This window comes from Streptomyces sp. NBC_00207 (assembly GCF_045160965.1).
Taxonomy (GTDB): domain Bacteria; phylum Actinomycetota; class Actinomycetes; order Streptomycetales; family Streptomycetaceae; genus Streptomyces.
Genome location: NZ_CP130715.1, coordinates 6954230 through 6976759, shown reverse-complemented (window position 1 = coordinate 6976759; position 22530 = coordinate 6954230). Strand labels below are relative to the sequence as shown.

At 73.3% G+C, this 22530-nt stretch carries 21 protein-coding genes; 3 read left to right on the top strand and 18 right to left on the bottom strand.

Annotated features, from left to right (window positions below; all coding sequences use genetic code 11):
* Positions 1-58: 58 nt before the first annotated feature.
* The 14 genes from OG472_RS32630 to OG472_RS32565 form a co-directional block, all read right to left on the bottom strand.
* On the bottom strand, positions 59-1084 hold the full coding sequence (locus OG472_RS32630; protein WP_401613826.1) for an ABC transporter ATP-binding protein: 1026 nt from the start codon (positions 1082-1084) through the stop codon (positions 59-61).
* Complete coding sequence (locus OG472_RS32625; protein WP_401613824.1) at positions 1081-2085, bottom strand: ABC transporter ATP-binding protein; 1005 nt, start codon at positions 2083-2085, stop codon at positions 1081-1083. Before OG472_RS32625 ends, OG472_RS32630 begins: the two co-directional genes overlap by 4 nt.
* A complete protein-coding gene (locus OG472_RS32620) occupies positions 2085-3071 on the bottom strand; it encodes an ABC transporter permease (protein WP_401613822.1) in 987 nt (328 codons plus the stop codon). Before OG472_RS32620 ends, OG472_RS32625 begins: the two co-directional genes overlap by 1 nt.
* On the bottom strand, positions 3068-4093 hold the full coding sequence (locus OG472_RS32615) for an ABC transporter permease (RefSeq protein ID WP_401613820.1): 1026 nt from the start codon (positions 4091-4093) through the stop codon (positions 3068-3070). The genes OG472_RS32620 and OG472_RS32615 overlap by 4 nt, the downstream gene beginning before the upstream one ends.
* Before the next feature lie 22 nt (positions 4094-4115).
* Complete coding sequence (locus OG472_RS32610; RefSeq protein WP_405942325.1) at positions 4116-5858, bottom strand: ABC transporter substrate-binding protein; 1743 nt, start codon at positions 5856-5858, stop codon at positions 4116-4118.
* 196 nt (positions 5859-6054) lie between these two features.
* On the bottom strand, positions 6055-6765 hold the full coding sequence (locus tag OG472_RS32605; protein WP_383573633.1) for a GntR family transcriptional regulator: 711 nt from the start codon (positions 6763-6765) through the stop codon (positions 6055-6057).
* 70 nt (positions 6766-6835) lie between these two features.
* Positions 6836-7792, bottom strand: coding sequence for an ornithine cyclodeaminase family protein (locus OG472_RS32600; protein WP_405832413.1), 957 nt, complete (start codon positions 7790-7792; stop codon positions 6836-6838).
* Positions 7789-8805, bottom strand: a complete 1017-nt coding sequence (locus OG472_RS32595; RefSeq protein ID WP_405832412.1) for a proline racemase family protein — start codon at positions 8803-8805, stop codon at positions 7789-7791. Before OG472_RS32595 ends, OG472_RS32600 begins: the two co-directional genes overlap by 4 nt.
* Positions 8802-9806, bottom strand: coding sequence for a proline racemase family protein (locus tag OG472_RS32590; protein WP_401613810.1), 1005 nt, complete (start codon positions 9804-9806; stop codon positions 8802-8804). The genes OG472_RS32595 and OG472_RS32590 overlap by 4 nt, the downstream gene beginning before the upstream one ends.
* A 21-nt stretch (positions 9807-9827) precedes the next feature.
* A complete protein-coding gene (locus OG472_RS32585) occupies positions 9828-10748 on the bottom strand; it encodes a dihydrodipicolinate synthase family protein (protein WP_383573625.1) in 921 nt (306 codons plus the stop codon).
* 75 nt (positions 10749-10823) lie between these two features.
* The gene (locus OG472_RS32580) at positions 10824-12278 is read right to left on the bottom strand and encodes an NAD(P)/FAD-dependent oxidoreductase (RefSeq protein ID WP_405832410.1); all 1455 of its coding nucleotides are present in this window, start codon (positions 12276-12278) and stop codon (positions 10824-10826) included.
* A gap of 124 nt (positions 12279-12402) precedes the next feature.
* On the bottom strand, positions 12403-12714 hold the full coding sequence (locus OG472_RS32575; protein WP_405832408.1) for a (2Fe-2S)-binding protein: 312 nt from the start codon (positions 12712-12714) through the stop codon (positions 12403-12405).
* A complete protein-coding gene (locus tag OG472_RS32570; RefSeq protein WP_405832406.1) occupies positions 12714-13901 on the bottom strand; it encodes an NAD(P)/FAD-dependent oxidoreductase in 1188 nt (395 codons plus the stop codon). Before OG472_RS32570 ends, OG472_RS32575 begins: the two co-directional genes overlap by 1 nt.
* Positions 13902-13983: 82 nt before the next feature.
* Positions 13984-16368, bottom strand: coding sequence for a collagenase (locus OG472_RS32565; protein WP_405832405.1), 2385 nt, complete (start codon positions 16366-16368; stop codon positions 13984-13986).
* Positions 16369-16570: 202 nt separating this feature from the next.
* On the opposite strand from OG472_RS32565, the gene OG472_RS32560 reads away from it, so the two are divergent.
* Entirely contained in the window at positions 16571-17941 is a 1371-nt protein-coding gene (locus OG472_RS32560; protein ID WP_405832404.1) for an aminopeptidase P family protein, read from the top strand.
* Between the two features lie 106 nt (positions 17942-18047).
* On the opposite strand, the gene OG472_RS32555 is transcribed toward OG472_RS32560, so the two are convergent.
* Together OG472_RS32555 and OG472_RS32550 are read right to left on the bottom strand one after the other, a co-directional pair.
* Positions 18048-18731, bottom strand: coding sequence for an alpha/beta fold hydrolase (locus OG472_RS32555; protein ID WP_405832403.1), 684 nt, complete (start codon positions 18729-18731; stop codon positions 18048-18050).
* 130 nt (positions 18732-18861) lie between these two features.
* On the bottom strand, positions 18862-19788 hold the full coding sequence (locus OG472_RS32550) for a LysR family transcriptional regulator (protein WP_405832401.1): 927 nt from the start codon (positions 19786-19788) through the stop codon (positions 18862-18864).
* A 107-nt stretch (positions 19789-19895) separates the two neighbouring features.
* Between OG472_RS32550 and OG472_RS32545 the strand changes: the two genes are divergently transcribed.
* Together OG472_RS32545 and OG472_RS32540 are read left to right on the top strand one after the other, a co-directional pair.
* Positions 19896-20663 (top strand): SDR family NAD(P)-dependent oxidoreductase, encoded by a 768-nt coding sequence (locus tag OG472_RS32545; protein ID WP_405832399.1) that lies wholly within the window; start codon positions 19896-19898, stop codon positions 20661-20663.
* Between the two features lie 53 nt (positions 20664-20716).
* Positions 20717-20926 (top strand): 4-oxalocrotonate tautomerase family protein, encoded by a 210-nt coding sequence (locus tag OG472_RS32540; protein WP_405832398.1) that lies wholly within the window; start codon positions 20717-20719, stop codon positions 20924-20926.
* A gap of 30 nt (positions 20927-20956) precedes the next feature.
* Here OG472_RS32540 and OG472_RS32535 read toward each other — a convergent pair whose 3' ends face one another.
* Both OG472_RS32535 and OG472_RS32530 read right to left on the bottom strand, forming a co-directional pair.
* Positions 20957-21355, bottom strand: a complete 399-nt coding sequence (locus tag OG472_RS32535; protein WP_361753935.1) for a RidA family protein — start codon at positions 21353-21355, stop codon at positions 20957-20959.
* A complete protein-coding gene (locus OG472_RS32530) occupies positions 21352-22497 on the bottom strand; it encodes an acyl-CoA dehydrogenase family protein (RefSeq protein WP_401613791.1) in 1146 nt (381 codons plus the stop codon). The genes OG472_RS32535 and OG472_RS32530 overlap by 4 nt, the downstream gene beginning before the upstream one ends.
* Positions 22498-22530: the final 33 nt, after the last annotated feature.

Sequence of the window (22530 nt, the reverse complement as noted above, 5' to 3'; positions counted from 1 at the left end):
GACCCGGGGCCGACGCGGTCGGCCCCGGGTCCTCCGTTTCCTTCCCCTTGGACCCCCGTCAGTCGCCGGGGAAGTGACAGGCCACCTCGCGGGAGGCGGCGAGCTGGAGCAGGGGGCGTTCGGTACGGCAGATCTCCCGGGCCTTGGGGCAGCGCGGGTGGAAGGTGCAGCCGGGGGGTGGAGCGGTCGGGCTCGGCGGGTCGCCGAGCAGCACGATCCGCTCCCGCCGCCGCTCCGCCGCCGGGTCGGGCAGCGGGACGGCGGACAGCAGTGCCCGGGTGTACGGGTGCTGCGGGTTCTCGTAGAGGGACTTCTTGTCCCCGATCTCGACGATCCGGCCGAGGTACATGACGGCGACCCGGTCGCTGACCCGTTTGACCACCGACAGGTCGTGGGCGATGAACACGTAGGCGAGGCCGAGTTCGGTGCGCAGCCGTTCCATCAGGTTGACGATCTGGGCCTGGACGGAGACGTCCAGTGCGGAGACCGGTTCGTCGGCGACGATCAGCCGGGGGCTGGTGGAGAGCGAGCGGGCGATGCCGATGCGCTGGGCCTGGCCGCCGGAGAACTCGTGCGGGTAGCGGTCGATGTGCTCGGGGATCAGCCCGACGAGCTCCATCAGCTCGGCGGCGCGGCGGCGGGCGTCCCCCGCGCTCCAGCCCTGCACGAGCAGCGGGTCGGAGATGATCCGGGCCACGGTCTGGCGCGGGTTGAGCGAGGAGTGCGGGTCCTGGAAGACCATCTGGATGTGCTTGCGCAGCGGGCGCAGCGCGCCCTGGGACAGCCGACTGATGTCCTTGCCCTCGAAGACGACCCGGCCCGAGGTGGGTTCCAGCAGCCGGACCAGCATCCGTCCGGTGGTGGACTTCCCGCAGCCCGACTCCCCGACCAGGCCGAGGGTCTGCCCGGCCGCCAGGTCGAAGGAGACCCCGTCAACGGCGCGCACGGGCGCCCCCCGGCGCCCGGTCACGGATCGTCGGCCGGGGAAGGTCATGGTGAGGTCCTGTACGGACAGCAGGGCCGGGGCGCTCCCGGGTCCGGCGGCTGCGCGTGTTGCGCCCGCGCGTGCGGCGGTCTCGGTCATCGGGCCGCCTCCTCGGCGGTACGGGTCATGGCCCCGGCGAAGTGGCAGGCCACCGTCCGGTCCGGTCCGTCCCCGTACGCCGCCGGCTCGGGCCGTACGTCGGTGCAGCGCGCGGCCGCCCGGGGACAGCGCGGGGCGAAGGCGCAGCCGGGGGCCGGCGCGAGCAGGGACGGCGGGGAGCCGGGGATGAAGGGCAGCGGCTGGTCGTCCGCGCTGTCGAGGCGGGGCAGCGAGTCGAGCAGGCCCCGGGTGTAGGGGTGGGCCGGGTCGGCGAAGAGTTCGTCGGCCGGCGCCTGTTCGGCGGCCCGGCCGCCGTACATGACCAGGACCTCGTGGGCGACGCGGGCGACGACGCCCAGGTCGTGGGTGATCATCACGACGCCGAGTCCGCGCTCCTGCTGGAGCCGGGCGATCAGTTCCAGGATCTGCGCCTGCACGGTGACGTCCAGGGCGGTGGTCGGTTCGTCGGCGATCAGCAGGTCGGGCTCGCAGGCCAGGGCCATGGCGATCATCGCGCGCTGCCGCATGCCGCCGGAGAACTGGTGCGGGTACTCCCCCGCGCGCCGGGCCGGCTCCGGGATCCCGACCTCGCCGAGCATGTCGACGGCCCGTTTGCGTGCGGCGGCCCGGCCGGCCTTGAAGTGCACCCGGAAGTGCTCGGCGATCTGCTCGCCGACCGTGTAGTAGGGGTGCAGGCTGGAGAGCGGGTCCTGGAAGATCATGGCCATCCGGCGGCCGCGGACCCGGGAGAGCTCCCGCTCGGACAGGGTGGTCAGCTCCCGTCCGTCGAGGGTGACGGAGCCGCCGACCTCGACCGGGCCCCGGTGCAGGCCCATGACGGCGAGCGAGGTGACGGACTTGCCCGAGCCGGATTCGCCGACGATGCCGAGGGTGCGTCCGGCCTCGACGGTGAAACCGATCGAGTCGACGGCCCGTACGGTCCCGCGCGCGGTGGTGAACGTGACGCGCAGATCGCGTACTTCGAGGAGCGGAGCGGTCATCAGTACCTCACTCTCGGGTCGATGACGGCGTACAGGAGGTCGACCAGGAGGTTGGCGACGACGATGAAGAAGGCGGCGAGCAGGGTGACCCCGAGGACCACGGGCTGGTCGGAGCTGACCAGCGCCCCGTAGAACAGCCGCCCGATGCCGGGGAGTCCGAAGATGGACTCGGTGATGACGGCGCCGGCGAGCAGGCCGCCGAGGTCCATGCCGAAGATGGTGAGGATCGGGGTCATCCCGGAGCGCAGCCCGTGTTTGACGACGACGGTCCGCTCGGGCATGCCCTTGGCGCGGGCGGTGCGGATGTAGGGCTCGGCCATCGCCTCGATCATCGAACCGCGGCTCTGGCGCGCGTACATGGCGGCGTACAGCAGGGCGAGCGCGGTCCAGGGCAGGAGCAGGTTCGAGGCCCACGCGAAGGGGTTGTCGGTGAAGGCCTGGTAGGTGGGGTAGGGCAGGAGGCCGGCGATGCGGATGACCCCGTAGATGAGCATCACGGAGGTGAAGTACACGGGCAGCGAGGCGGCGGCGACCGCGCCGACCATCAGGGCCTTGTCGGTGGCGGTGTCCTTGCGCAGGGCGGCGGTGACCCCGGCGCCCAGGCCCAGGACCAGCCACAGTGCGGCGGCGCCGACGGCGAGGGAGGCGGAGACGGGGAGCCGGTCCATGAGCAGGTCCCACACGGGCAGGGAGTTCTCGTACGAGTAGCCCAGGCAGGGGAAGTCACAGGCGACGGCGTACTGGCCGGTCCCGAGGGTGCGGCCGGTGAAGATTCCGGTCAGGAAGTCGGCGAACTGCCGCCACAGGGGCTGGTCGAGGCCCAGGTACGCCCGTACGTCGGCCAGGCGCTCGGCGCTGCAGGTCTTGCCGCAGGCGGCGGCGGCCGGGTCGGCGGGCAGGACGTAGAAGATGAGGAAGGTGACGGCGGCGATGGCGAGGAGGACACCCGCGAGGGCGAGCAGCCGGCGGGCGAGGTAGGCGATCACGTGCGGCCGCCCCTCGGGTCGAGGATGTCGCGCAGCGCGTCGCCGAGCAGGGTGAAGGCGAGCACGGCGAGGAAGAGGAAGACGCTGGGGATGACGAAGTACATGGGGTCGGTCTCGTAGTAGGCGACGGACTCGGCGATCATCTGGCCCCAGGAGGGGGTGGGCGGGCGGACTCCGACGCCGAGGTAGCTCAGGGCGGCCTCGGTGCTGATCATCCCGGGGATGAGCAGGGTGGTGTAGGCGATGACGGGGCCGGAGACGCCGGGGAGGATGTCGCGGGTCAGGATCCGCCAGGGGCCGGAGCCCCCGACGCGGGCGGCGTCGACGTATTCGCGGTGTTTGAGGGAGAGGGTCTGGCCGCGGACGACGCGGGCGACGCCGGGCCAGCCGAAGACGCCGATGACGGAGGTCATGAGGACGATCCGGTTGACGTCCTTGGCCACGGACAGCATCGCGATCATGAAGATCAGGGAGGGGAAGGACATGGTGAGGTCCATGAGCCGGGACAGGACCGCGTCGGTGCGGCCGCCGAAGTAGCCGGCCGCGATTCCGGCGGCGGTGCCGGCGACGACCACGATGGCGGTGGCGGCGAAGGCGATGAGCAGGGAGACCTGTGCGCCGTGGACGACGCGGGCGAACAGGTCGCGGCCGGTGACGGGTTCGACGCCGAGCCAGTGCTCGGGGCTGATCCCGCCGAAGGAGCCGAGGGGCTGGCCGCCGAGGTAGGGGTCGATGGCGGTCTTGTCGAACTCCTCCGGCGACCAGCCGCCGAGCGCGCCCAGCCAGGGGGCGGTCACGGCCATGAGGACGAAGAGCAGGACGACGCAGAGGCTGACGCGGACGGCGGGGCGGCGGCGCAGTTCCCGCCGGGCGAGCTGCCAGGGGCTGCTGCCGGGCGCTGCCGCGGGCCGGACCGTGGCGGCATCGGCGGCTGCGGCTTCGACTTCGGCTGGGCCAGGGGCCGGGGGGCCGTCAGGGTCCAGGGGTGCCCGGTCGTCCGGGACCGGTGCTGTGGTGGTCATGGTGTCGGGGGATCCGTCGTCCTCAGCCCTGGCTCTTCGACGGGTCCTTGAGGCCGACCGTCGCGTAGTCGATCTCGCCGGTCCACACGGGGTGGCCGAAGGCGCCGGCGATGTTGGGGCCGACGAGCAGCGGCTTGCGTTCCAGCAGGACCGGGATGGACGGGGACTTCTTCATGAGCTCCGCGTCCAGGTCGATCCAGGCCTGATTGGCCTGCTTCGCGTCGGCCATGTTGTTGATCTCGTCGATCCGCTTGATGGTCGCCTCGTCGCGGAACTGGCTGTAGTTGCCCTGGTTGCCCTTGTCCTTGATGGTGCGTCCGTCGAAGACGAAGGGGATCCAGGTGGAGCCGGACGGGTAGTCGGGGCACCAGCCGGTGAAGGTCATGTCGGGGGTGGTGGCGAGGTCGCCGATGACGTCGTAGTACGCGCCCGGGTCGACGGTGTCGATGACGACCTCGATGCCCGCGCGGGACAGGCCCTGCTGGATGGCCTCGGCGGCGCCCTTGTCACCGGTGGAGACGGACAGGGAGACCTTGAGCTTCTCCTTGCCGGCGGCCTTCAGCAGTTCCTTTGCCTTGGCCGGGTCGCCGGCCGGGGCGATCTTCAGCGTGTCGGCCTGCTTGCCGCCGGTCAGGGCCGGGGGCAGGTAGGCGGTGGCGATCTCGTTGAGGGCCGGGCCGCCGCCCGCGGTGACCACGGCCTCCTTGTCGACGGCGTACTGCATGGCCTCGCGGACCTTGGGGTCGTCGAAGGGGGCGCGGGAGTTGTTCAGGAAGAGCATCTCGGTACAGCCCTTGGACTCCGCGATCAGGCGCGCCTTGACGTCCGGCTTGGGCAGCACCTTGGGGGCGCTCTCGGGACGCATGTCGGCGTACTGGACGGTGGAGGCGTCGGCGCCCTCGCCGGCGATGATGCGGTCGTCGATCTGGCCGCCCTTGAGGCCCATGACGACGACGAACTTGTCGGGGTAGGCCTTGCGGACGGTGTCGGTCTTGGCGTCCCAGTGCTCGTTGCGGACGAGGACCAGCTTCTTGTCGCGGTCGTACGACTCGATCCTGTACGGGCCGGAGGAGAACGGGCGGGCGTCGTACTGGGTGCCCTTCTCCTGGGACTGGGGTACGGGCGAGAAGGTGGGCAGGGTGGCGGTCGCGGAGAACTCGGCGACCGGGCGCTTGAGTTCGAAGACGATCGTGCGGTCGTCGGGGGTCTTCACGGAGTCCAGGTGCTGCCCTTGGAGCGGGCCCTTGTAGCCCTCGGCGCCGGCGAGGTACTGGGCCGCGTAGTCGGGGCCGCCGGTGAGGTCGGGGGCGAAGGAGCGCTCGACGTTGTACTTGACGTCCTGGGCCTTGATCGGAGTGCCGTCCTCGTACTTCAGGCCCTCCTTGAGGGTGAAGGTCCAGGTGCGGCCGCCGTTGGACGGGGTGCCGAGGTCGGTGGCCAGGTCGGGGACCAGCTCGCTGCCGGCCTTGCCGGGCTCGGCCTTGAAGGTGACGAGCGTGCGGTAGAGGAGCCGGGTGGCGAAGTCCATCGTCGGCATGACCCAGTTGCGGGCGGGGTCGAGGTGCGCGAAGTCCTGGTTGGACAGGACGGTGAGGGTGCCGCCCTTGGCCGGGCTGCCGCCGAGGATCTTGCCGTCGTTGGCGGCGGCGGGGTTGGACGCGCCGCCGCCCGCGGAGCCCTTCTTGGTGTCGGAGCAGCCCGAGGCGCCGAGTGCGAGTGCTGCCACCAGGGCGGTGGCGAGGGAGAGTTGGGTGCGCTTGGTCATGGGTCACTCCAGTGAAGGGCCGCGCTCTAGGATGTGACCGGTAACATAGTAATGTGAAATTGTACTGACAAGGGGTTGGGCGGCCCGTTATCCAGCCGTGTCCAAATGCGGTCGCCCGGAAGGCAGTTGGGCCCGGGTACGCGAGAGGGCCCACCGTGGCGGGCCCTGTCGGGGCTGAGAGGTCGGAGGCTGGAGGTCAGAGGCCCGAGCCGAGGCCGCCCGGGGTGCGGCCCACGGGCTCGTCGCGGCCCTGGGCCCACAGGGAGCGGACGTGGCCGAGGTGGCGGACCATGCAGGCCTCGGCCGCCGCGGCGTCGCCGCTGATCATCAGGTCGAGCAGCTCGATGTGCTCCTCTGCGGAGGAGACCAGCTTGCCGGCCTCGTCCAGGCCGGTCAGGCCGTACAGCCGGGACCTCTTGCGCAGGTCGCCGACCGTCTCGACGAGCCGGTCGTTGCCGGCGAGCCCGAGCAGTGTGAGGTGGAAGCGGCGGTCCGCCTCCAGGTAGCCGATGAGGTTGTGCTCGCGCGCGCTGGTGACGATCTCCTCCGCGATGGGCCGCAGCGCCTCCAGCTGCCCGGTCGTGGCGATCTTGGTGATCCGGCCGATGGTCGGCACCTCGATCATCGTCCGCAGTTCGGTGAACTGGTCCAGGTCGCGCTCGCTGACCTCGGTGATCCGGAAGCCCTTGTTGCGGACCGGCTCGACCAGCCCCTCGCGGGCGAGGTCGAGCATGGCCTCGCGGACCGGGGTGGCCGAGACGCCGAGTTCGGCCGCGAGGCCGGGCGCCGAGTAGACACTGCCGGGGCGCAGCTCACCCGCTATCAGGGCGGCTCGGAGCGCGTGGCCGACCTGGTCGCGGAGCCGTTCCTGGGCCTTGATGAGACTGTGCTGCTTCAGGTCACCCATTGCATTTCCTCCGAGACCCCCGACACCACCGACGCGCAGAGGAACAGCGTACAATGTCACGTTGCGCTGCTCACACTCCGGCGGCCTCGTACAGCGCGACCGCCACGGCGAGATCTTCCCAGGCCATGCCCACGCTCTTGAAGAGCTGTGGACAACTCTGCGCTCCGCCCGCCGGCATCCGCCCCGCGACCAGGTCGGCGAGGGTACCGGTGATGTGGCCGGGCCCGATCGCCCCTTCCGCCTCCGGGACCAGCAGGTCACCGGCCTCGCGCAGGGCCGCCGCGCGGGATTCCACGTACACGGCCGCGCGTCGCACGAGGGCCGTGTCCGTCTCCCGGGCGGTCGGCTCGTGCGAGCCCACGGCGACGACGGTGGCGCCCTGGCCGACGAGGCGCCCGTCGAAGAGCGGTTCCCGGGCGGTCGTGCAGCAGACGACCAGATCGGCGTCGGCCACCGCCTTCGGGGTGCCGGTCCGGGCGGGCAGTCCCAGGCCGCGGGCGTGCGCGGCGAGCCGCTCCGCGCCCGCCGGGTCGCGGGCGACCACCACCACCTCGGCCAACTCCCTGACGGAGAGGACCGCTTCCAGGTGCCCGTACGCCTGCGGTCCCGAGCCGAAGAGCACCAGCCGCAGCGGCCGGCCGGCCGGAGCCAGGTGGCGCAGCGCGAGGGCGGAGACGGCCGGCGTGCGCAGGGTGGTGAGGGCCGCGCCGTCGAGCAGGGCCAGCGGGCGCAGGGTGGGCCCGTCCAGAAGCAGGTAGGAGCCGGTGATCCGGGGCAGCCCGCGGGCCGGGTTGCCCGGCGCCACCCCGGCGATCTTCACTCCGGCGTACGAGCCGGACGCGGCCGGCATCAGCAGCAGTTCGCCCCCGCCCGGTACGGCGAGCGCGGTGCGCGGCGGGCAGCTCTCCGGATCGAGGCCGCCGCGCAGGGCGGCGGCCAGGGCATCGGCCGCCCCGGCCGGGGTGAGCAGGGCGGCCGTCTCGGCGGCGCCGAACTGCCGCAAGCCGCTCGAAGCGGGACCCGTCACAGCGAGAACCCGCTGCCGAGGGCGTCGTGCGGGTCGAGCACGAAGGCGTGTTCACCGGTGCGGTAGGCCGTGCCGGTGACCTCGGTGACACCGCCGTCCAGCATCCGTCCCGTGAACATGGTGCCGGTGACCGACTCGTTCAGCAGGTCCTCGCCGGGGCCGAGCCGCCCGTCCTCCGCGAGCAGCGCGAGCCGCGCCGAGGTGCCGGAGCCGCAGGGCGAGCGGTCGATCTGGCCGTCGGCGAACACGGTGACGTTGCGCTGGTGCGGCCCGACAGGGGTGTCCGGGAGCTCCTCGTGGAGGATCACCCCGTACACCCCGGACAGCAGGGGGCCGTCGGGGTGCCAGGTGGCGGGGTGCGTGGCGAGCGCGGCCCGGATCTCCCGGCCGGCCCGCACCAGGGCGGGCAGGGAGGCCCGGGAGACGTCCAGGCCGAGGTCGCGGGCGCGGACGGAGGCGTAACAGGCCCCGGCGTGCGCGATGTCCACCTCGGCGAGTCCGAGGGTGGTGGCGACGGGGACCTTGCGGGCGCCCACCCGGGCCGGCACGTTGCGGAAGGTGACCCCGGTGGTGCGGCCGCCGTCCCGGTGCACGGTCGCGGTGACCCGCCCGGACGGTACGTCGATGCGCACCTGGACGTCGCCGTGGTCCGGGGCGGCGACCCGGCCGGTGTCCACGGCCCAGGCCCCGAGGGCCATGGTGCCGTGGCCGCACGCGGTGGAGTAGCCGTCCTTGTGCCAGAACAGCACGCCGAAGTGGGCCCCGTCGTCGTCGGCCGGGACCACGAACCCCCCGTACATCCCGGCGTGTCCGCGCGGCTCCTGCACGAGCAGGCGCCGTACGTCGTCCAGCGCGCCCCGGCGCGGAGCGGTCCCCGAGCCCCCCGGGCCGATGGCGGTGGCGCAGCGCTCGGCGACGGTGTCACCGGGCACGGCCGGGCCCTGCGCGCCGCAGTCGACGATCCGGAAGGCCTCGCCGGCGGTGTGGTAGTCCACCGTTCGGACGGTGATCACAGGAGGAAGCCTCCGGGGAAGGGGTCGGCCGGGTCGAGGAAGTACTGGGCGGTGCCGGTGATCCAGGCCCGGCCGGTGACCGTGGGCACCACGGCCGGGAGTCCGCCGACGGTGGTCTGCGCGACCAGCCGGCCCGTGAACTCGGTGCCGATGAAGGACTCGTTGACGAAGTCCGTGCCGAGCTCGAGGAGTCCGCGGGCGTGCAGCTGGGCCATCCGTGCGCTGGTCCCCGTACCGCAGGGTGAGCGGTCGAACCAGCCGGGGTGGATGGCCATGGCGTGCCGGGAGCGGCGGGCGTCGGAGCCGGGGGCGGCGAGGTAGACGTGCTTGACCCCGGCGATGGAGGGGTTCTCGGGGTGGACGGGCCGGTCGTCCCCCGCGTTGATCGCGTCCATGACCGCGAGTCCGGCCGCGAGCAGGTCGTCCTTGCGGGCCCGGTCGAAGGGGAGTCCGAGGGCGTCGAGTTCGACGAAGGCGTAGAAGTTGCCGCCGTAGGCGAGGTCGTAGGTGACCGTGCCGTGGCCGGGGACCTCGGCCTTGAGGTCGAGGCCGACGCTGAAGGAGGGGACGTTGGTGAGGGTGACGGCGGTGGCCGCACCGTCCTCGACGCGGACGTCGACGCTCACCAGTCCGGCGGGGGTGTCGAGCCGGACGGTGGTGACCGGCTCGACGACCGGCACCATGCCGGTCTCGACGAGGACGGTGGCGACACCGATGGTGCCGTGCCCGCACATGGGGAGCAGGCCCGACACCTCGATGTAGAGGACGCCGTAGTCGGCGTCGGGGCGGGTGGGGGGCTGCAGGATGGCGCCGCTCATCGCGGAGTGGCCGCGCGGCTCGTACATGAGCAGGGTGCGGACGTGGTCCGTGTGCTCGATGAAGTGGAGCCGCTTCTCGGCCATGGTGGCGCCGGGGATCACCCCGACTCCCCCGGTGATCACCCGGGTCGGCATCCCCTCGGTGTGCGAGTCCACCGCGTGGTAGACGTGGCGCGTACGCATCAGGCGGTCCCCTCCAGCTGGTTAGTTGAGGCCCTCGGCGAGGGCCTTCTCGGTGGCGGCGCGGACGGCGGCCTCGGTCTCCCCGGTGAGCGGGAAGCGCGGCGGGCGGGTGGCGCCGCCGGGACGGCCGGCCAGGTCCATGGAGAGCTTGATGGCCTGGACGAACTCCGTCTTGGAGTCCCAGCGCAGCAGGGAGTGCAGGGACTTGTAGAGCGGCAGGGCGGTGGCGAGGTCACCCTCGACGGCGGCCCGGTAGAGGGTGGCGCAGGACCGGGGCAGGGCGTTGGGGTAGCCGGCGATCCAGCCGACGGCGCCCGCGAGGGCCAGTTCGAGGAGGACGTCGTCGGCGCCGATGAGCAGGTCGAGACCGGGAGCCAGCTCGGCGATCTCGTAGGCGCGGCGCACGTCCCCGCTGAACTCCTTGACGGCGACGATGGAGCCGTCGGCGTGCAGCCGGGCGAGGAGGGCCGGGGTCAGGTCCACCTTGGTGTCGTACGGGTTGTTGTAGGCGACGACGGGCAGCCCGGCGCGGGCGACCTCGGCGTAGTGGGCGCGTACGGTCTCCTCGTCGGCCCGGAAGGCGTTGGGCGGCAGGAGGAGTACGGAGCCGGCGCCGGCCTCGGCGGCCTGTTCGGCCCAGCGGCGGGCCTCGGCGCTGCCGTAGGCGGCGACGCCGGGCATGACGCGAGCGCCGTCTCCGGCGGCCTCGACGGCGGTGCGCACGACCTGCGCGCGCTCCTCGTCGGTGAGGGTCTGGTACTCCCCGAGGGAGCCGTTGGGGACCACGCCGTCGCAGCCGTTGGCGATCAGCCAGGCCACGTGTTCGGCGTAGGCGTCGTAGTCGACGCTGTGGTCCTGGCGCAGCGGGAGCGCGGTGGCGACCATGATGCCGTGCCAGGGGCGGGTGCGGGTACGGGGCGCGGGGGTGTGCGCGTGGGTCATGAGAAGGCTCCCTAGAGTGGTGTGTGACATTTTACTAGTGGGTGCGGGACGGCCACAAGGGCCGGGACGCCCCGATCAGCGGTCCGAGGGCGGAAGTTCGGCGAGCCGGCGCAGCGGGACCGGGCAGGACAGCGGCCGCCGGTCGGCCTGCTGCTCCTCCCCCGCGAGGGCGGCGACGGCCGGGCCGCACATCCGGCCCTGGCACCAGCCCATCCCCGCCCGGGTCAGGAGCTTGACGGTACGGGCGTCGCGCGCGCCGAGGTCCTCGGCCGCCTCCCGGATCCGGCCGGCCGGGACCTCCTCGCAGCGGCACACGACGGCGTCGTCCCGCAGCCAGCCGGTCCAGCCCCCGCCCGGGCGGTGGGCGGCGGCCATCGCGTCGGCGAAGGCGCGCAGCCGCGCGCGGCGGCGGGTGAGCCCGGAGCCGCACGGCACGCCCGCGATGGAGTGGGCGGCCAGTTCGCCCTCGGTCATGGCCAGTTGGGCCCCTCCGATGCCGCCGGTCTCCCCCGCCGACCAGATGCCGGGGACGGAGGTCCGCTGTTCCCCGTCGAGGACGAGGGCCATGGTGCCGTCGGGGCTGCGCCGGGTGGCGCAGCCGAGGCCGGTGGCGAGTTCGAGCTGGGGCACGAGCCCGTGGCCGACGGCGAGGGCGTCGCAGGGGATCCGCCGGGCGGTACCGGGCAGCGGACGCCAGTCCCGGTCGAGCCGTGCCACGGTGACGGCCTCGACCCGGTCGGTGCCGTGGGCCTCGGTGACGGCGTGCCGGGTGAGCAGCCGCACGTGGTGGCGGGCCAGCGCCCCGCCGTAGCCGGCGGCCTCGACGAGCTTGCCGGGGTTGCGCAGCAGGACGGGCACCCGGCCGGCGTACGCGGTGTAGGCGGCGGCCTCCACCACGGCGGGCACGGTGGCTCCGGCGGCGGCGAGGGACCCGGCCACGGCGAGCAGCAGCGGCCCGCTCCCGGCGACGACCACCCGCCTGCCCGGCAGGACCAGCCCGGCCTTGAGCATGGCCTGCGCCCCGCCGGCCCCGACCACCCCGGGCAGGGTCCAGCCGGGGAAGGGCAGTTGCCGCTCGTAGGCGCCGGTGGCGATGAGCACGGCCCGGGCCGTGACGACGGCGGCCCGTTCCTCGGGCGCGTGACCGGCGACGGCGTGCAGGGTCCACTCCGGGGCGGGCGCGGTCTGCCCGCGGCCCGGCCCGGCGGCCCCGCCCGGGACGACCGTCCACACGTGGTGCAGCGGGAGGTACGTGATCCGGCCCGCCGACTCGTGGGCGCGCAGGGCGGCTTCGCGGCGGGCGAAGTCGGGCCAGCCGTGGTGCAGGGCCTCGGGCCGGGCCGCGCCGAGGCCGGGGGCGGGGTGGCGGTAGTACTGCCCGCCGGGGCGGTCGCCCGCGTCGAGCACGGTGACCCGCAGCCCGAGCCCGGCGGCCGTGACGGCCGCGGCCAGCCCGGCCGGCCCGGCCCCGACGACGGCGAGGTCGACGGCGGGGGCCACAGGACCGGCGGCGGGGCCGGACGGGGTCACGGCAGGAGCGGCTGCGGAAGCGGCGGCGGGGTTCGCGGCGGCAGTCGGTGCAGGGCCGGCGGCCGGGCTCGCGCCGGGACCCGCCGCAGGGCCGGCGGCCGCGGTCGGGGCCGGGGCTGCGGGTTCAGACGGCGAGGTCGGCATGGCCGGTTCCCTCCTGGGTGGTGACGGCGTCCCCCGGCCGGGCCGGGACCAGGCAGGCGCGCTGGTTCGGGCGGCCGTTGACGGTGACGAGGCAGTCGTAGCAGCTGCCGATCCCGCAGAACGCGCCGCGCGGGGCGCCGCCCTCGCGGGTGGTCCGCCAGGCCAGGATGCCGGCGCCCCAGAGCACGGCGGCGATGCTCTGGCCGGGCAGGGCGGGCAGGGCGCGGCCGTCGAAGGTGATCTCGTGCACGGTCGCCGGAGCGCCGCCGACCAGGGAGCGGGGGCTGCGCATCAGGAGGGCTCCTCGGGGGTGTCGGCGGGGGTGTCGGCGGGGGCCGCGTCCGCACCGAAGCGGTCCGGACGGAACGGGTTTGCGGGCAGCGGCGGTTCGGCCCCCGTCAGGGCGGCGGCGATCAGCAGGCCGGTGGCGGGGGCCAGGCCGATGCCCGCGCCCTCGTGGCCGCAGGCGTGCAGCAGCCCGGGGCGGCGGGCGTCCTGGCCGATCGCCGGGAGGTGGTCCGGGAGGTAGGGGCGGAAGCCGTGGTAGGTGCGCAGGACCCGGACGTCGGCCAGCACCGGGAAGAGGGCCGCCGCCTGCGCGGCCAGGCGGCGCAGGGCTTCCGTCGAGAGGGAGCGGTCGAAGCCGACCCGCTCCCGGGTCGCGCCGATCAGGACCGGGCCGGACGGGGTGCCCTCGACCACGGCCGAGGACTGCAGGGCGGCCGAGCCGCTGGCGACGTCCGCGATGTAGTCGGCGGCGTAGACCTTGTGCCGGACCACCCGCGGGAGCGGCTCGGTCACCAGGACGAAGCCGCGGCGCGGGAGGACGGGCAGGGCGACCCCGGCCAGCGAGGCGATGTGGCCGCCCCAGGTGCCGGCCGCGTTCACCACGGCCGGGGCCAGGAGTTCGCGGCGCGGGGTGCTGACCCCTCGTACGGCACCCCGGTCCAGCAGTACGCCCGTCACCTCCTCGCCGAGGTACACCTCGGCCCCGGACGCGGCCAGCAGCCGCGCCGCCGCCTGGGCCGGCTGGACCTGGGCGTCCTGCGGATAGTGGAACCCGCCCGCCAGGCCCGGGGCCAGGTGCGGCTCCAGTTCGTGCAGGGCGTCCGCCGGCACCTCGACCGCGTCGACCCCGGCCTTGCGCTGGCCCTCGGCGAAGCTCCGCAGGGCCTGCACGGTGGCATCGTCCGGGGCGACGACGAGCCCGCCCTTGGGCTCGTACTCGATCGCACGCGGGAGGACCGCGGCGAGTTCGGTCCAGAGCCGGGCGGAGAGGAGGGCGAGGTCGAGTTCCGGTCCCGCCTCCTTGTCGGAGACGAGCAGGTTGCCTTCGCCGGCGCCGGTCGTGCCGCCCGCGACGGGCCCGCGGTCGACCACGGCCACGGAGAGCCCGGCGCGGGTCGCGTAGTAGGCGCAGGCCGCCCCGACGACGCCGGCGCCGATGATCACGGCGTCCAGGGAGTGTCTCTTGAGCACGACAGTAATATGTCACATTCTTTAGTGCCTGCCCAGACCGGTCCCGCACCCTCCTCAGGTGCAGGACCGGTCCGGTGCCGGGTCAGCTGCGGAGGGGTCCCTCACAGCTGTAACTCGAGGTTCCCGCCTTCTTGTTGCTCCAGATCTCCAGCGGACCGAAGGAGCAGTTCATGTCGGCGAGGTTGTTGGAGGCCGCGCCCGCCCGGTCGAGGATGAAGTAGTCGACCGTCTCCGACACGTCCTTGAAGTTCTGGTCGTCGCTGCGCCAGTTCTTCAGGTTCGCGGTGATCCGGCCGGTACAGGTGAACCGGCGCTTGCCGGGGTCGCCGTTCTCCACGCAGTCCGGGGTGTTGTACGTGGCCGTGGCGAAGGCCGACTTCACCGACGCGAGCGCGGAGTCGCGCAGCCGGTCGTTCGGCGTGAAGGAGGTGTCCGGCACGTAGAGCTGGTCGACCTTGGCGATCTGCGCGTCCAGGAAGCGGTCGTAGTCGCGCTGGAGGTAGGTGTCCGATCCCATCCGGTGGCGCCAGGCGTCGTACGCCGCCACGTCGTTGGCCCGCAGGTGGGTGTACATCTCGCGCAGCAGGGAGGGCTTCTCGGTCCACAGGAACTCGAAGAAGGTGCCGGCGTAGCTGTAGAAGCGGAAGCCGTCGCCGTCGTAGGTGGCGTTCAGCAGCTGCTCTACGCTCATGCGCGGGCCGCCGCCGGAGGTGTCGCTGATGATGCTCTTCACGAGGGACTTGCGGACGGCGATGCCGTTGTCGCGGGTGGCGCCGTCGAAGAACTCGGCCGTGCCCTCGTCCATGGCGGTCGTGCGGTCGCCCTCGTACCAGGGGCCCTCGCCGAAGAAGCCGGGGACGGCGTAGCGGCCGTTGAGGTAGTGCGTGTACTCGTGGCGGAAGAGCTCCTCGAGGGTGAGGGAGGAGTCCTGCGGGACACGGCGCTGGTAGGTGTAGAAGGTGGCGCCGTTCTCGATGTAGATGCCGCCGTTGTTGGTGCCGTAGCCGGTCAGGATCGGGTGGTAGTTCACGTAGTCGGCGCGGGAGGCGTAGAGCACGATGTTCAGCGTGGTGTTGGGGTCGCCCGCGAGCGGCTGCTCGGTGCCCAGCACGCGGTGGTACTGGGACTTGACCTGCTTGCTGGCGTAGTAGAGCTGGTCGACGGTGGCCCGGTCCAGGGCGGTGCGGACCTTGATGGCGCCGTTGTCGTAGGAGTAGGTGTAGGGGAAGAGCTGCTTCTCGATGTCCTCCTTGCACACCCCGTACGGCTTGCAGGCCTCGTAGACGTTGAGCCAGGAGACGAGCTTGGCCCACTGCTCGCTGCCGTCGCCGAAGCCGGCCTTGACGGGTCCCAGCAGCGCGCCGAGGTCGGCGACGACCTGGTCCCGCAGACCGTCGACCTGTCCGAAGCGTGCGTACTCGCTGAGCGCGTCGCGCGCCACCCAGGCGTTGGCCGTGCCCTTGAGGTGCGTGTACGTGGAGAAGGCCTTGAAGGCGGCGCGGTAGGAGGCGTCGCCCGCCACGGCGGAGTGGAAGGCGGTGTCCTGGTTGCCCGGGTAGACGCCGAGGTAGCTGACGGAGAGGGCGGCGAGCGCCGCACCCGCCCAGGTCGCGTCGTGGTGGGTTGCCGGGTGGGCCGGGTCCATGGTGGCCAGGACCTTCTTGATGAGGCCGAGCTGGTGCTGACGCAGGCCGGGCGCGCTGGCCGCGTAGAGGGCCTCACGCAGGGTGCGGGCGTTGGAGGGCGTCACGTCGAAGGTGCGGGAGGCGTTGCCGAAGTCCGCGATGGCCTGCCGCATGGCGTCGACGGTCGGGGCGTCGGTGACGTCGATCTCGGAGCGCGAGTAGTCGTGGTAGGCGACCGCGTGCAGGTAGGTGAACATCTCCTCCAGGTGGGAGGAGTTGCGGCCGTCGTGGGCGGCGGCCAGGGCGGATATCCGGCGGGAGACGGCCTGGACGTGCGCGTCCGACATCACCGGGGCCAGGCGGGCGTCCCAGGTCCAGATGAGGCCGCGCAGGCAGCCGTCGGCGAGGACGGCCTGGTCGCCGAGGAAGTCGGCGAACTGCTCGGGGGTGAGGTTCGCGATCCCGTCGAGGGTGCAGGGGACGCCGGCGGCCACGCTCTTGGCGGTGGGGGCCGCCTTGGCCGTCCTGCCGCGCTTCTGCAGGTCGTCGGCGGGCGCGGAGGCGGCCGTCGACGCGCCGGGGACCTGGCCGGTGATGGCCTGTCCGCCGGGGGCCGGGGCGGGCGCGGGGGTGTTGTCCTTCGCGTTGGCGAGGCGGTCGACCTCGTCGAACGGGTTCCCCGTGGGGCCGGAGGCGGGTGCGGCCGGGGCGCCGGCGAAGGCGGCCGGGGCAGGGGCCTGCGGCGTGGCGGCCTGCGTGGTGGCCTGGCCCGCGGTGGCGAGGAGGGTCACGGCCACGGCCGAGGCGAGGAGGGAAGAGCGCACTGCTCTGTGCTGGAACACCGAGAACTCCTGTGTGGAGAGGGTGAGGTGGGGGGTGGTGCGTGAACTGCCCTGAGTTCGTCTGTTCTGGGCCAACTGCCCTGGGTCACACGGCGTTTGACGGGGGTTAACGTGCCGCGGTGTGAGCTGTAACATAGTAATGTGAAATTGCACTGACAAGACCTGTGCGCCCATCAGTTCGCATCTTTCTTGAAGGAGCCTCGTGACCGAGACCCCCGCCCCCCTCAACACGGGCAGTCACGACCGCCCGGTATCTCCGGAGTTGTCCCGCTTCATGGCGGGCGACTGGGCCGCTTCACCCCTCCCCGGCTCCGCACGCGTCCCGGCCCACGCCGTCACCCCGGCCCGCCGGGCACGGCTCTCGGCCCGCTTCCCCGGCGAGCGGCTGATCGTCCCGGCCGGCGAACTGAAGGTCCGCTCCAACGACTGCGACCACCGCTTCCGCCCGCACAGCGCGTACGCCTGGCTGACGGGCCTCACGGGCGAGGACCAGGCCGGTCACGTCCTGGTCCTGGAACCCTCGGGCCCGCACGCGCACGAGGCGGTGCTCTACCTGCGGCCCCGCTCGCCGCGGGCGGGCGGGAACGAGGAGTTCTTCCGGGACCGCCGGTACGGGGAGTTCTGGGTGGGCCGCCGTCCGGACCTGGCGGAGGCGCAGCGCCTCACCGGCATCCGCTGCGCGCACCTGGACGAGCTGGGGTCACCGGCGGGCCGCAACGCGGCCTCCGACACGGAACTGGCCTCCGTGCTCTCGGAGTTGCGCCTGGTGAAGGATGCATGGGAGGTCGAGCAGCTCCAGCTCGCCGTCGACCACACGACGGCCGGCTTCGAGGACGTCGTACGGGCCCTTCCGCGCGCCCTGGCCCATCCGCGCGGGGAGCGGTGGATCGAGGGGGTCTTCGGCCTGCGCGCGCGGGCCGAGGGCAACGGCACCGGGTACGAGACGATCGCGGCCTCGGGCGCCCACGCCTGCACGCTGCACTGGATCCGCAACGACGGCCGGCTGAACGGGGACGAACTGCTCCTGCTGGACGCGGGCGTGGAGACGGACACCCTCTACACGGCGGACATCACCCGCACGCTCCCGCTGTCGGGCCGCTTCTCCCCCGTCCAGCGGCAGGTCTACGAGCTGGTCCTGGCCGCCCAGGAGGCGGGCATGGCGGCGCTGCGCCCGGGCGCGAGCTTCGGGGACTTCCACCGGGCCGGGATGCGGGTGATCGCGGAGGGCCTGGCGGAGTGGGGCGTCCTCAAGGACGCGGAGGGCGACCTGCACCGGCGGTACACGCTGTGCAGCAGCGGGCACATGCTGGGGCTGGACGTGCACGACTGCGCGAAGGCGCGGGCGGAGACCTACCTGGAGGGGGTCCTGGAGGAGGGCCAGGTCCTCACGGTGGAGCCGGGCCTGTACCTCCAGCCCGACGACGAGACCCTCCCGGCGGAGCTGCGGGGCATCGGGGTCCGCATCGAGGACGACCTCGTCATCACGGCGGATGGCGCCCGGCTGATGTCGGGCGCGCTGCCGCGCACGGTCGCCGGGATCGAGGAGTGGATGGGCCGCCTGCTGGAGGGCTAGGAGGCGTCCCGCCGACCGGGCGGCGCCGCGTACCCGCCGCTCACCGCGGCGGGTACGACGGGCGGGCGCGGGCCGACACGGCCGCGGGCCCGGGCGCGGGTGGCGGTCAGACGGAGCCGGCGGCCGTCCGGATGAGGTCCAGGACGGCCTCGGGGTGGGACAGCATCGGGACGTGCGCCGAGTCGATCTCGACGGCGGTGGCTCCCATGCGCTGCGCGGCGAACCGCTGGAGGTCGGGGTTGACGGCCCGGTCCTGCCGGGTGATGAGGAACCAGCTGGGCTTCGTCCGCCAGGCCGGTTCGTCGACCGTGGAGCCCAGGACCTCCGCGCGCGGGGCGCCCTGGGTCGCCCAGACCACCTGCTGCTCCTCTTCGGGCAGGTCACCGACGAAGTCGGAGATGCCGTTCCGGGCGATCCAGATGCGACCGTCCTCGGTGTCGAGGCGGGAGAACAGCGGCGGCGCCTCGAACTTGCCGATCAGGTCCTGCGGGTTCTCCCCGGCGTCCGGGCCCAGGGCCGCGATGTAGACGAGCCCGGCGACCCGCTCGTCGGTGCCGGCCGCGGTGATCACGTATCCGCCCCAGGAGTGGCCCACGAGGAGGGCCGGGCTGCTGACCCGCGCGAGCGCGCGGTGGACGGCGTCGACGTCCCCTTCCAGGGAGTCCAGGGAGTTCTGCGCCGACACCACCTCGTAACCTTCCCGCTGGAGCACGGGGATCAGCTTGCTGTAGCAGGAGCCGTCGGCCCACAGGCCATGGGCGAAGACGATGCTCGGCTTGCTCGGCGACATCGGCGCGTTCCTCCACTGGACGGTGCGGACCCGGTCCGCGGGTGGTCGATCGGCACTCCGAGTCCACACCAGGCCACGGCGGGCCGCATCTCGTACGGACCCATCCCGGAGCCCGTCGCCCACCGGCCCCTCAGGTGCCGCCGCCCGGGAGCGCAGCCCGGGGGGTCGTCAGGCAGGCCGTGACCTCCTCGACGAAGGCCTCCAGATGGGGCGGGCGCGGCCCGGTCCGAGTGGCGCAGAACCAGGTGCGGGTCAGCGGCTTCGCGCCGATCCGCACGAGGGCGAGGCCGTGCGAGGCGACGTACGGGGCGGCCACCCAGTTGGGCAGGACCGTCACGCCCTGGCCGCCCGCGACCATCTCGACGACCAGTTCGGTGACCACCGGCATGGTGGTGATCCGGCCCGGCCGGGACCCCGGCGGGATCGGCAGCGGCGTCGAGGGGATGCGGCTCTGGTCGTAGCCGTCGTAGAGGACCAGGTCGACGCCGTCGAAGTCACGGGCGGTCAGGTGCGCCCGCGCGGCCCACGGGTGTCCGGCCGGCACCACGGCCATCATCTCGTCGTCGAACAGCCTGGTCAGGGACACCCGGTCCATCTGCAGATCGGGCTTGGTGACCAGCGCGACGTCGACGAGGTCGGCGAGCAGCGCCGGGATCGGTGCGTCGTCGGGGACGGTCTCCAGACGTACGTCGATGTCCGGCTCGCGCTCGCGGAAGGCGCGCAGCACGGGCGGCAGCCAGGGGAAGGTCGTGCTGCACTGTGCGGTGAAGCGGACCCGCCGGTCGCGCCCGTCGCGGATCTCCCTCAGGTCCCGGGAGGCCGAGGCCAGTTCGCCGAGGACCTGGCGGGCCGCCACGAGCATCCGGCGGCCGGCGGCGGTGGGGACCAGGCGGCGGCCCTTGCGGTCGAAGAGGGGCATGCCCAGGCGGGCCTCCAGGCGGGTGAGCCGCTGGCTGAGGGCCGGCTGGCTCACGTAGAGCCTCTCGGCGGCCGCGGTCAGCGAGCCGGCCTCAGCGGTGGCCTCCAGGAGCTCCAGGTCACGCAGATCCACATCCATAACGTGGGATTATGGCACGCTTCAATTTTCGTCGTGGTGTTATGGGTTGATGGTTCGTAGGTTTCCGGTGTCAGCAGGACGGACCCTCGCCCCGGAAGGCACACACCATGACCGCCAACGCCAACGCCAACGCCAACACCGACGCCATCACCGCTCTCGTCACCGGCTCCTCCAGCGGCATCGGGCTGGACATCGCCCGCGCCTTCCTGGCGAGTGGCGCCAACGTCGTCCTCAACGGCCGGGACTCCGACCGCCTCGCCAAGGCCGCCGCCGGCCTCGGACACCCGGAGCGGACCGCCTGGGTCGCGGGCGCCATCGCCGAGCCGGAGACCGGCGAGGCGCTCGTCCGCACCGCGCTCGACCGGTTCGGCGGGATCGACGTCCTGGTGAACAACGCGGGCACCTTCGCCTCCAGGCCCTTCACCGACGTCACCGAGGCCGAGCTCGACGGATTCCTGACGGGCAACCTCAAGGGGACCTACCTCACCACCCAGGCCGTGGTGCGGGCGCTGCGCGCCCAGGGCCGCGGCGGCAGCATCGTCAACATCGGCACCGTCCTGGTGGACCACGCGCTGGCCGGGTTCCCGGCCTCCGCGCCCGTGGTCAGCAAGGCGGGAGTGCACGCGCTGACGACGAGCCTGGCCGCCGAGCTCGCCGCCGACGGGATCCGCGTCAACCTCGTGTCGCCCGGCATCATCCGCACTCCGCTGCACGCGGGCTCCGACGTGGACTCCTTCGGCGGACTCGCCCTGCTGAACCGGGTCGGCGAGGCCCCCGAGGTCGCCGACGCCGTGCTCTACCTCGCGGGCGCCACGTTCGTCACCGGCCACGCCCTGCGCGTGGACGGCGGTCACGTGACCGGCCGCGCCGTCTGAACCCCGCCTGCCCGCCCGCGCACTCCCCTCTCACCGGAAGGACATCCACCGCCATGCCGTACGTCAACGTCAAGATCACCCGTGAGGGCGCCACCGCCGCCCAGAAGGCCGAGATCATCGCCGGGGTGACCGACCTGCTGGTCAGGGTCCTCGACAAGGACCCGGCCACCACCTTCGTCCTCATCGACGAGGTCGACCTGGAGGACTGGGGCGTCGGCGGCGTCACGACGCGGGAGCACCGCCGGACCCGTGCGCGGAGCTGAGCGGCACGGGCCCCGCTCCTCCTTCGGCGGTCACGGCAGGACCGCGACCCCGTCGAGTTCGACCCGGGCCTGTTCGTCCCAGAGGCGGACCACGCCGATGACGGCCATCGCCGGGTAGTCGCGGCCCGCCAGCCGGCGCCAGATCCGGCCCAGTTCGGCCGAGCACTCGCGGTACGCCGCCACGTCCACGGCGTACACCGTCACCCTGGCCAGGTCCCTCGCGGCGCCGCCCGCCGCCGCGAGGGCGGCCAGGAGGTTGGTCAGGGCCACCTCGAACTGCTCCGGCAGGGTCTCCCCCACCACCTTGCCCGAGCCGTCCAGGGCGGTCTGGCCGGCCAGGAAGACGAGCCGGGATCCGGTGGCGGCGACCGCGTGCGAGAAGCCCGTCGCCGGCGACAGTTCCGGCGGGTTGATCCGCTCCGGGCTCATCCGGCCGCCACCTGCCCGGGCATCGTCCCGTACAGCTCCTTCGCGATGATCGTGCGCTGCACCTCGCTCGCCCCCTCGTAGATCCTCGGCGCCCGCACTTCCCGGTAGAGGTGCTCCAGCAGGTGGCCCCGCCGCAGGGCGACCGCCCCGTGCAGCTGGACCGCGTGGTCGACCACGTACTGGGCCGTCTCCGTGGCCAGCAGTTTCGCCATGGCCGCCCTGCGCGGAACGTCCGCGGCGCCCCGGTCGTAGGCCCCGGCCGCCGCGTACACCAGCAGCCGGGCCGCCTCCGTGCGGGTGGCCATCTCGGCCACCCGGTGCGCCACCGCCTGGAGATCGCTCAGCGTCCCGCCGAAGGCCGCCCGCCCCGCCGTGTACGCCAGTGTCGCGTCGAGCGCGGCCCGGGCCATGCCCACCGCGAAGGCGCCGACGCTCGGCCGGAAGAGGTTCAGGGTGTCCATCGCCACGCGGAAGCCCCGCCCGGGTTCGCCGAGCAGGTCCCTCGGTCCGACCGGGACCCCGTCGAAGGCGAGGGAGCCGATCGGGTGCGGGGACAGCATGTCCAGCGCTTCGCCGGAGAGTCCGGGGCGGTCGGCCGGGACCAGGAAGGCCGAGACCCCCTTCGCCCCCGGCCCTTCACCCGTCCGGGCGAACACCGTGTAGAAATCCGCTTCCGGGGCGTTGGAGATCCAGCACTTCTCCCCGCTGAGCCGCCAGCCGCCCCGCGCGTCCGGGTCGGCCTCGGCCGCGAGTGCCAGCGCCGCCGCGTCCGAGCCGGCGCCCGGCTCGCTCAGCGCGAAGGCCGCCACCGCCCGCCCGGCGCGCACCTGCGGCAGCCAGCGCTCCCGTTGCGCCTCGCTCCCGGCCCTGAGCACCGGGTAGGCCCCCAGCCCCTGGAGGGCGAGAGCCGTCTCGGCCTCCGTGCAGCCGTAGGCGAGGGACTCGCGCAGCAGGCACAGTTCCAGCGCGCCCGAGGCGAACACCCGCTCCAGCAGGCCCAGCTCACCCAGCGCGGCCAGCAGCGGCCGGTTGACCCTTCCCGGTTCCCCCTTCTCGGCCAGCGGCCTCAGCCGGTCGGCCGCCAGTGCGCGCAACTGCCCGCACCACTCCTCCTGGTCCACCCCGAGCGCGAATCCGGTCATCCGAATGTCCCCGCATCTATCGCGTCCTGTTGA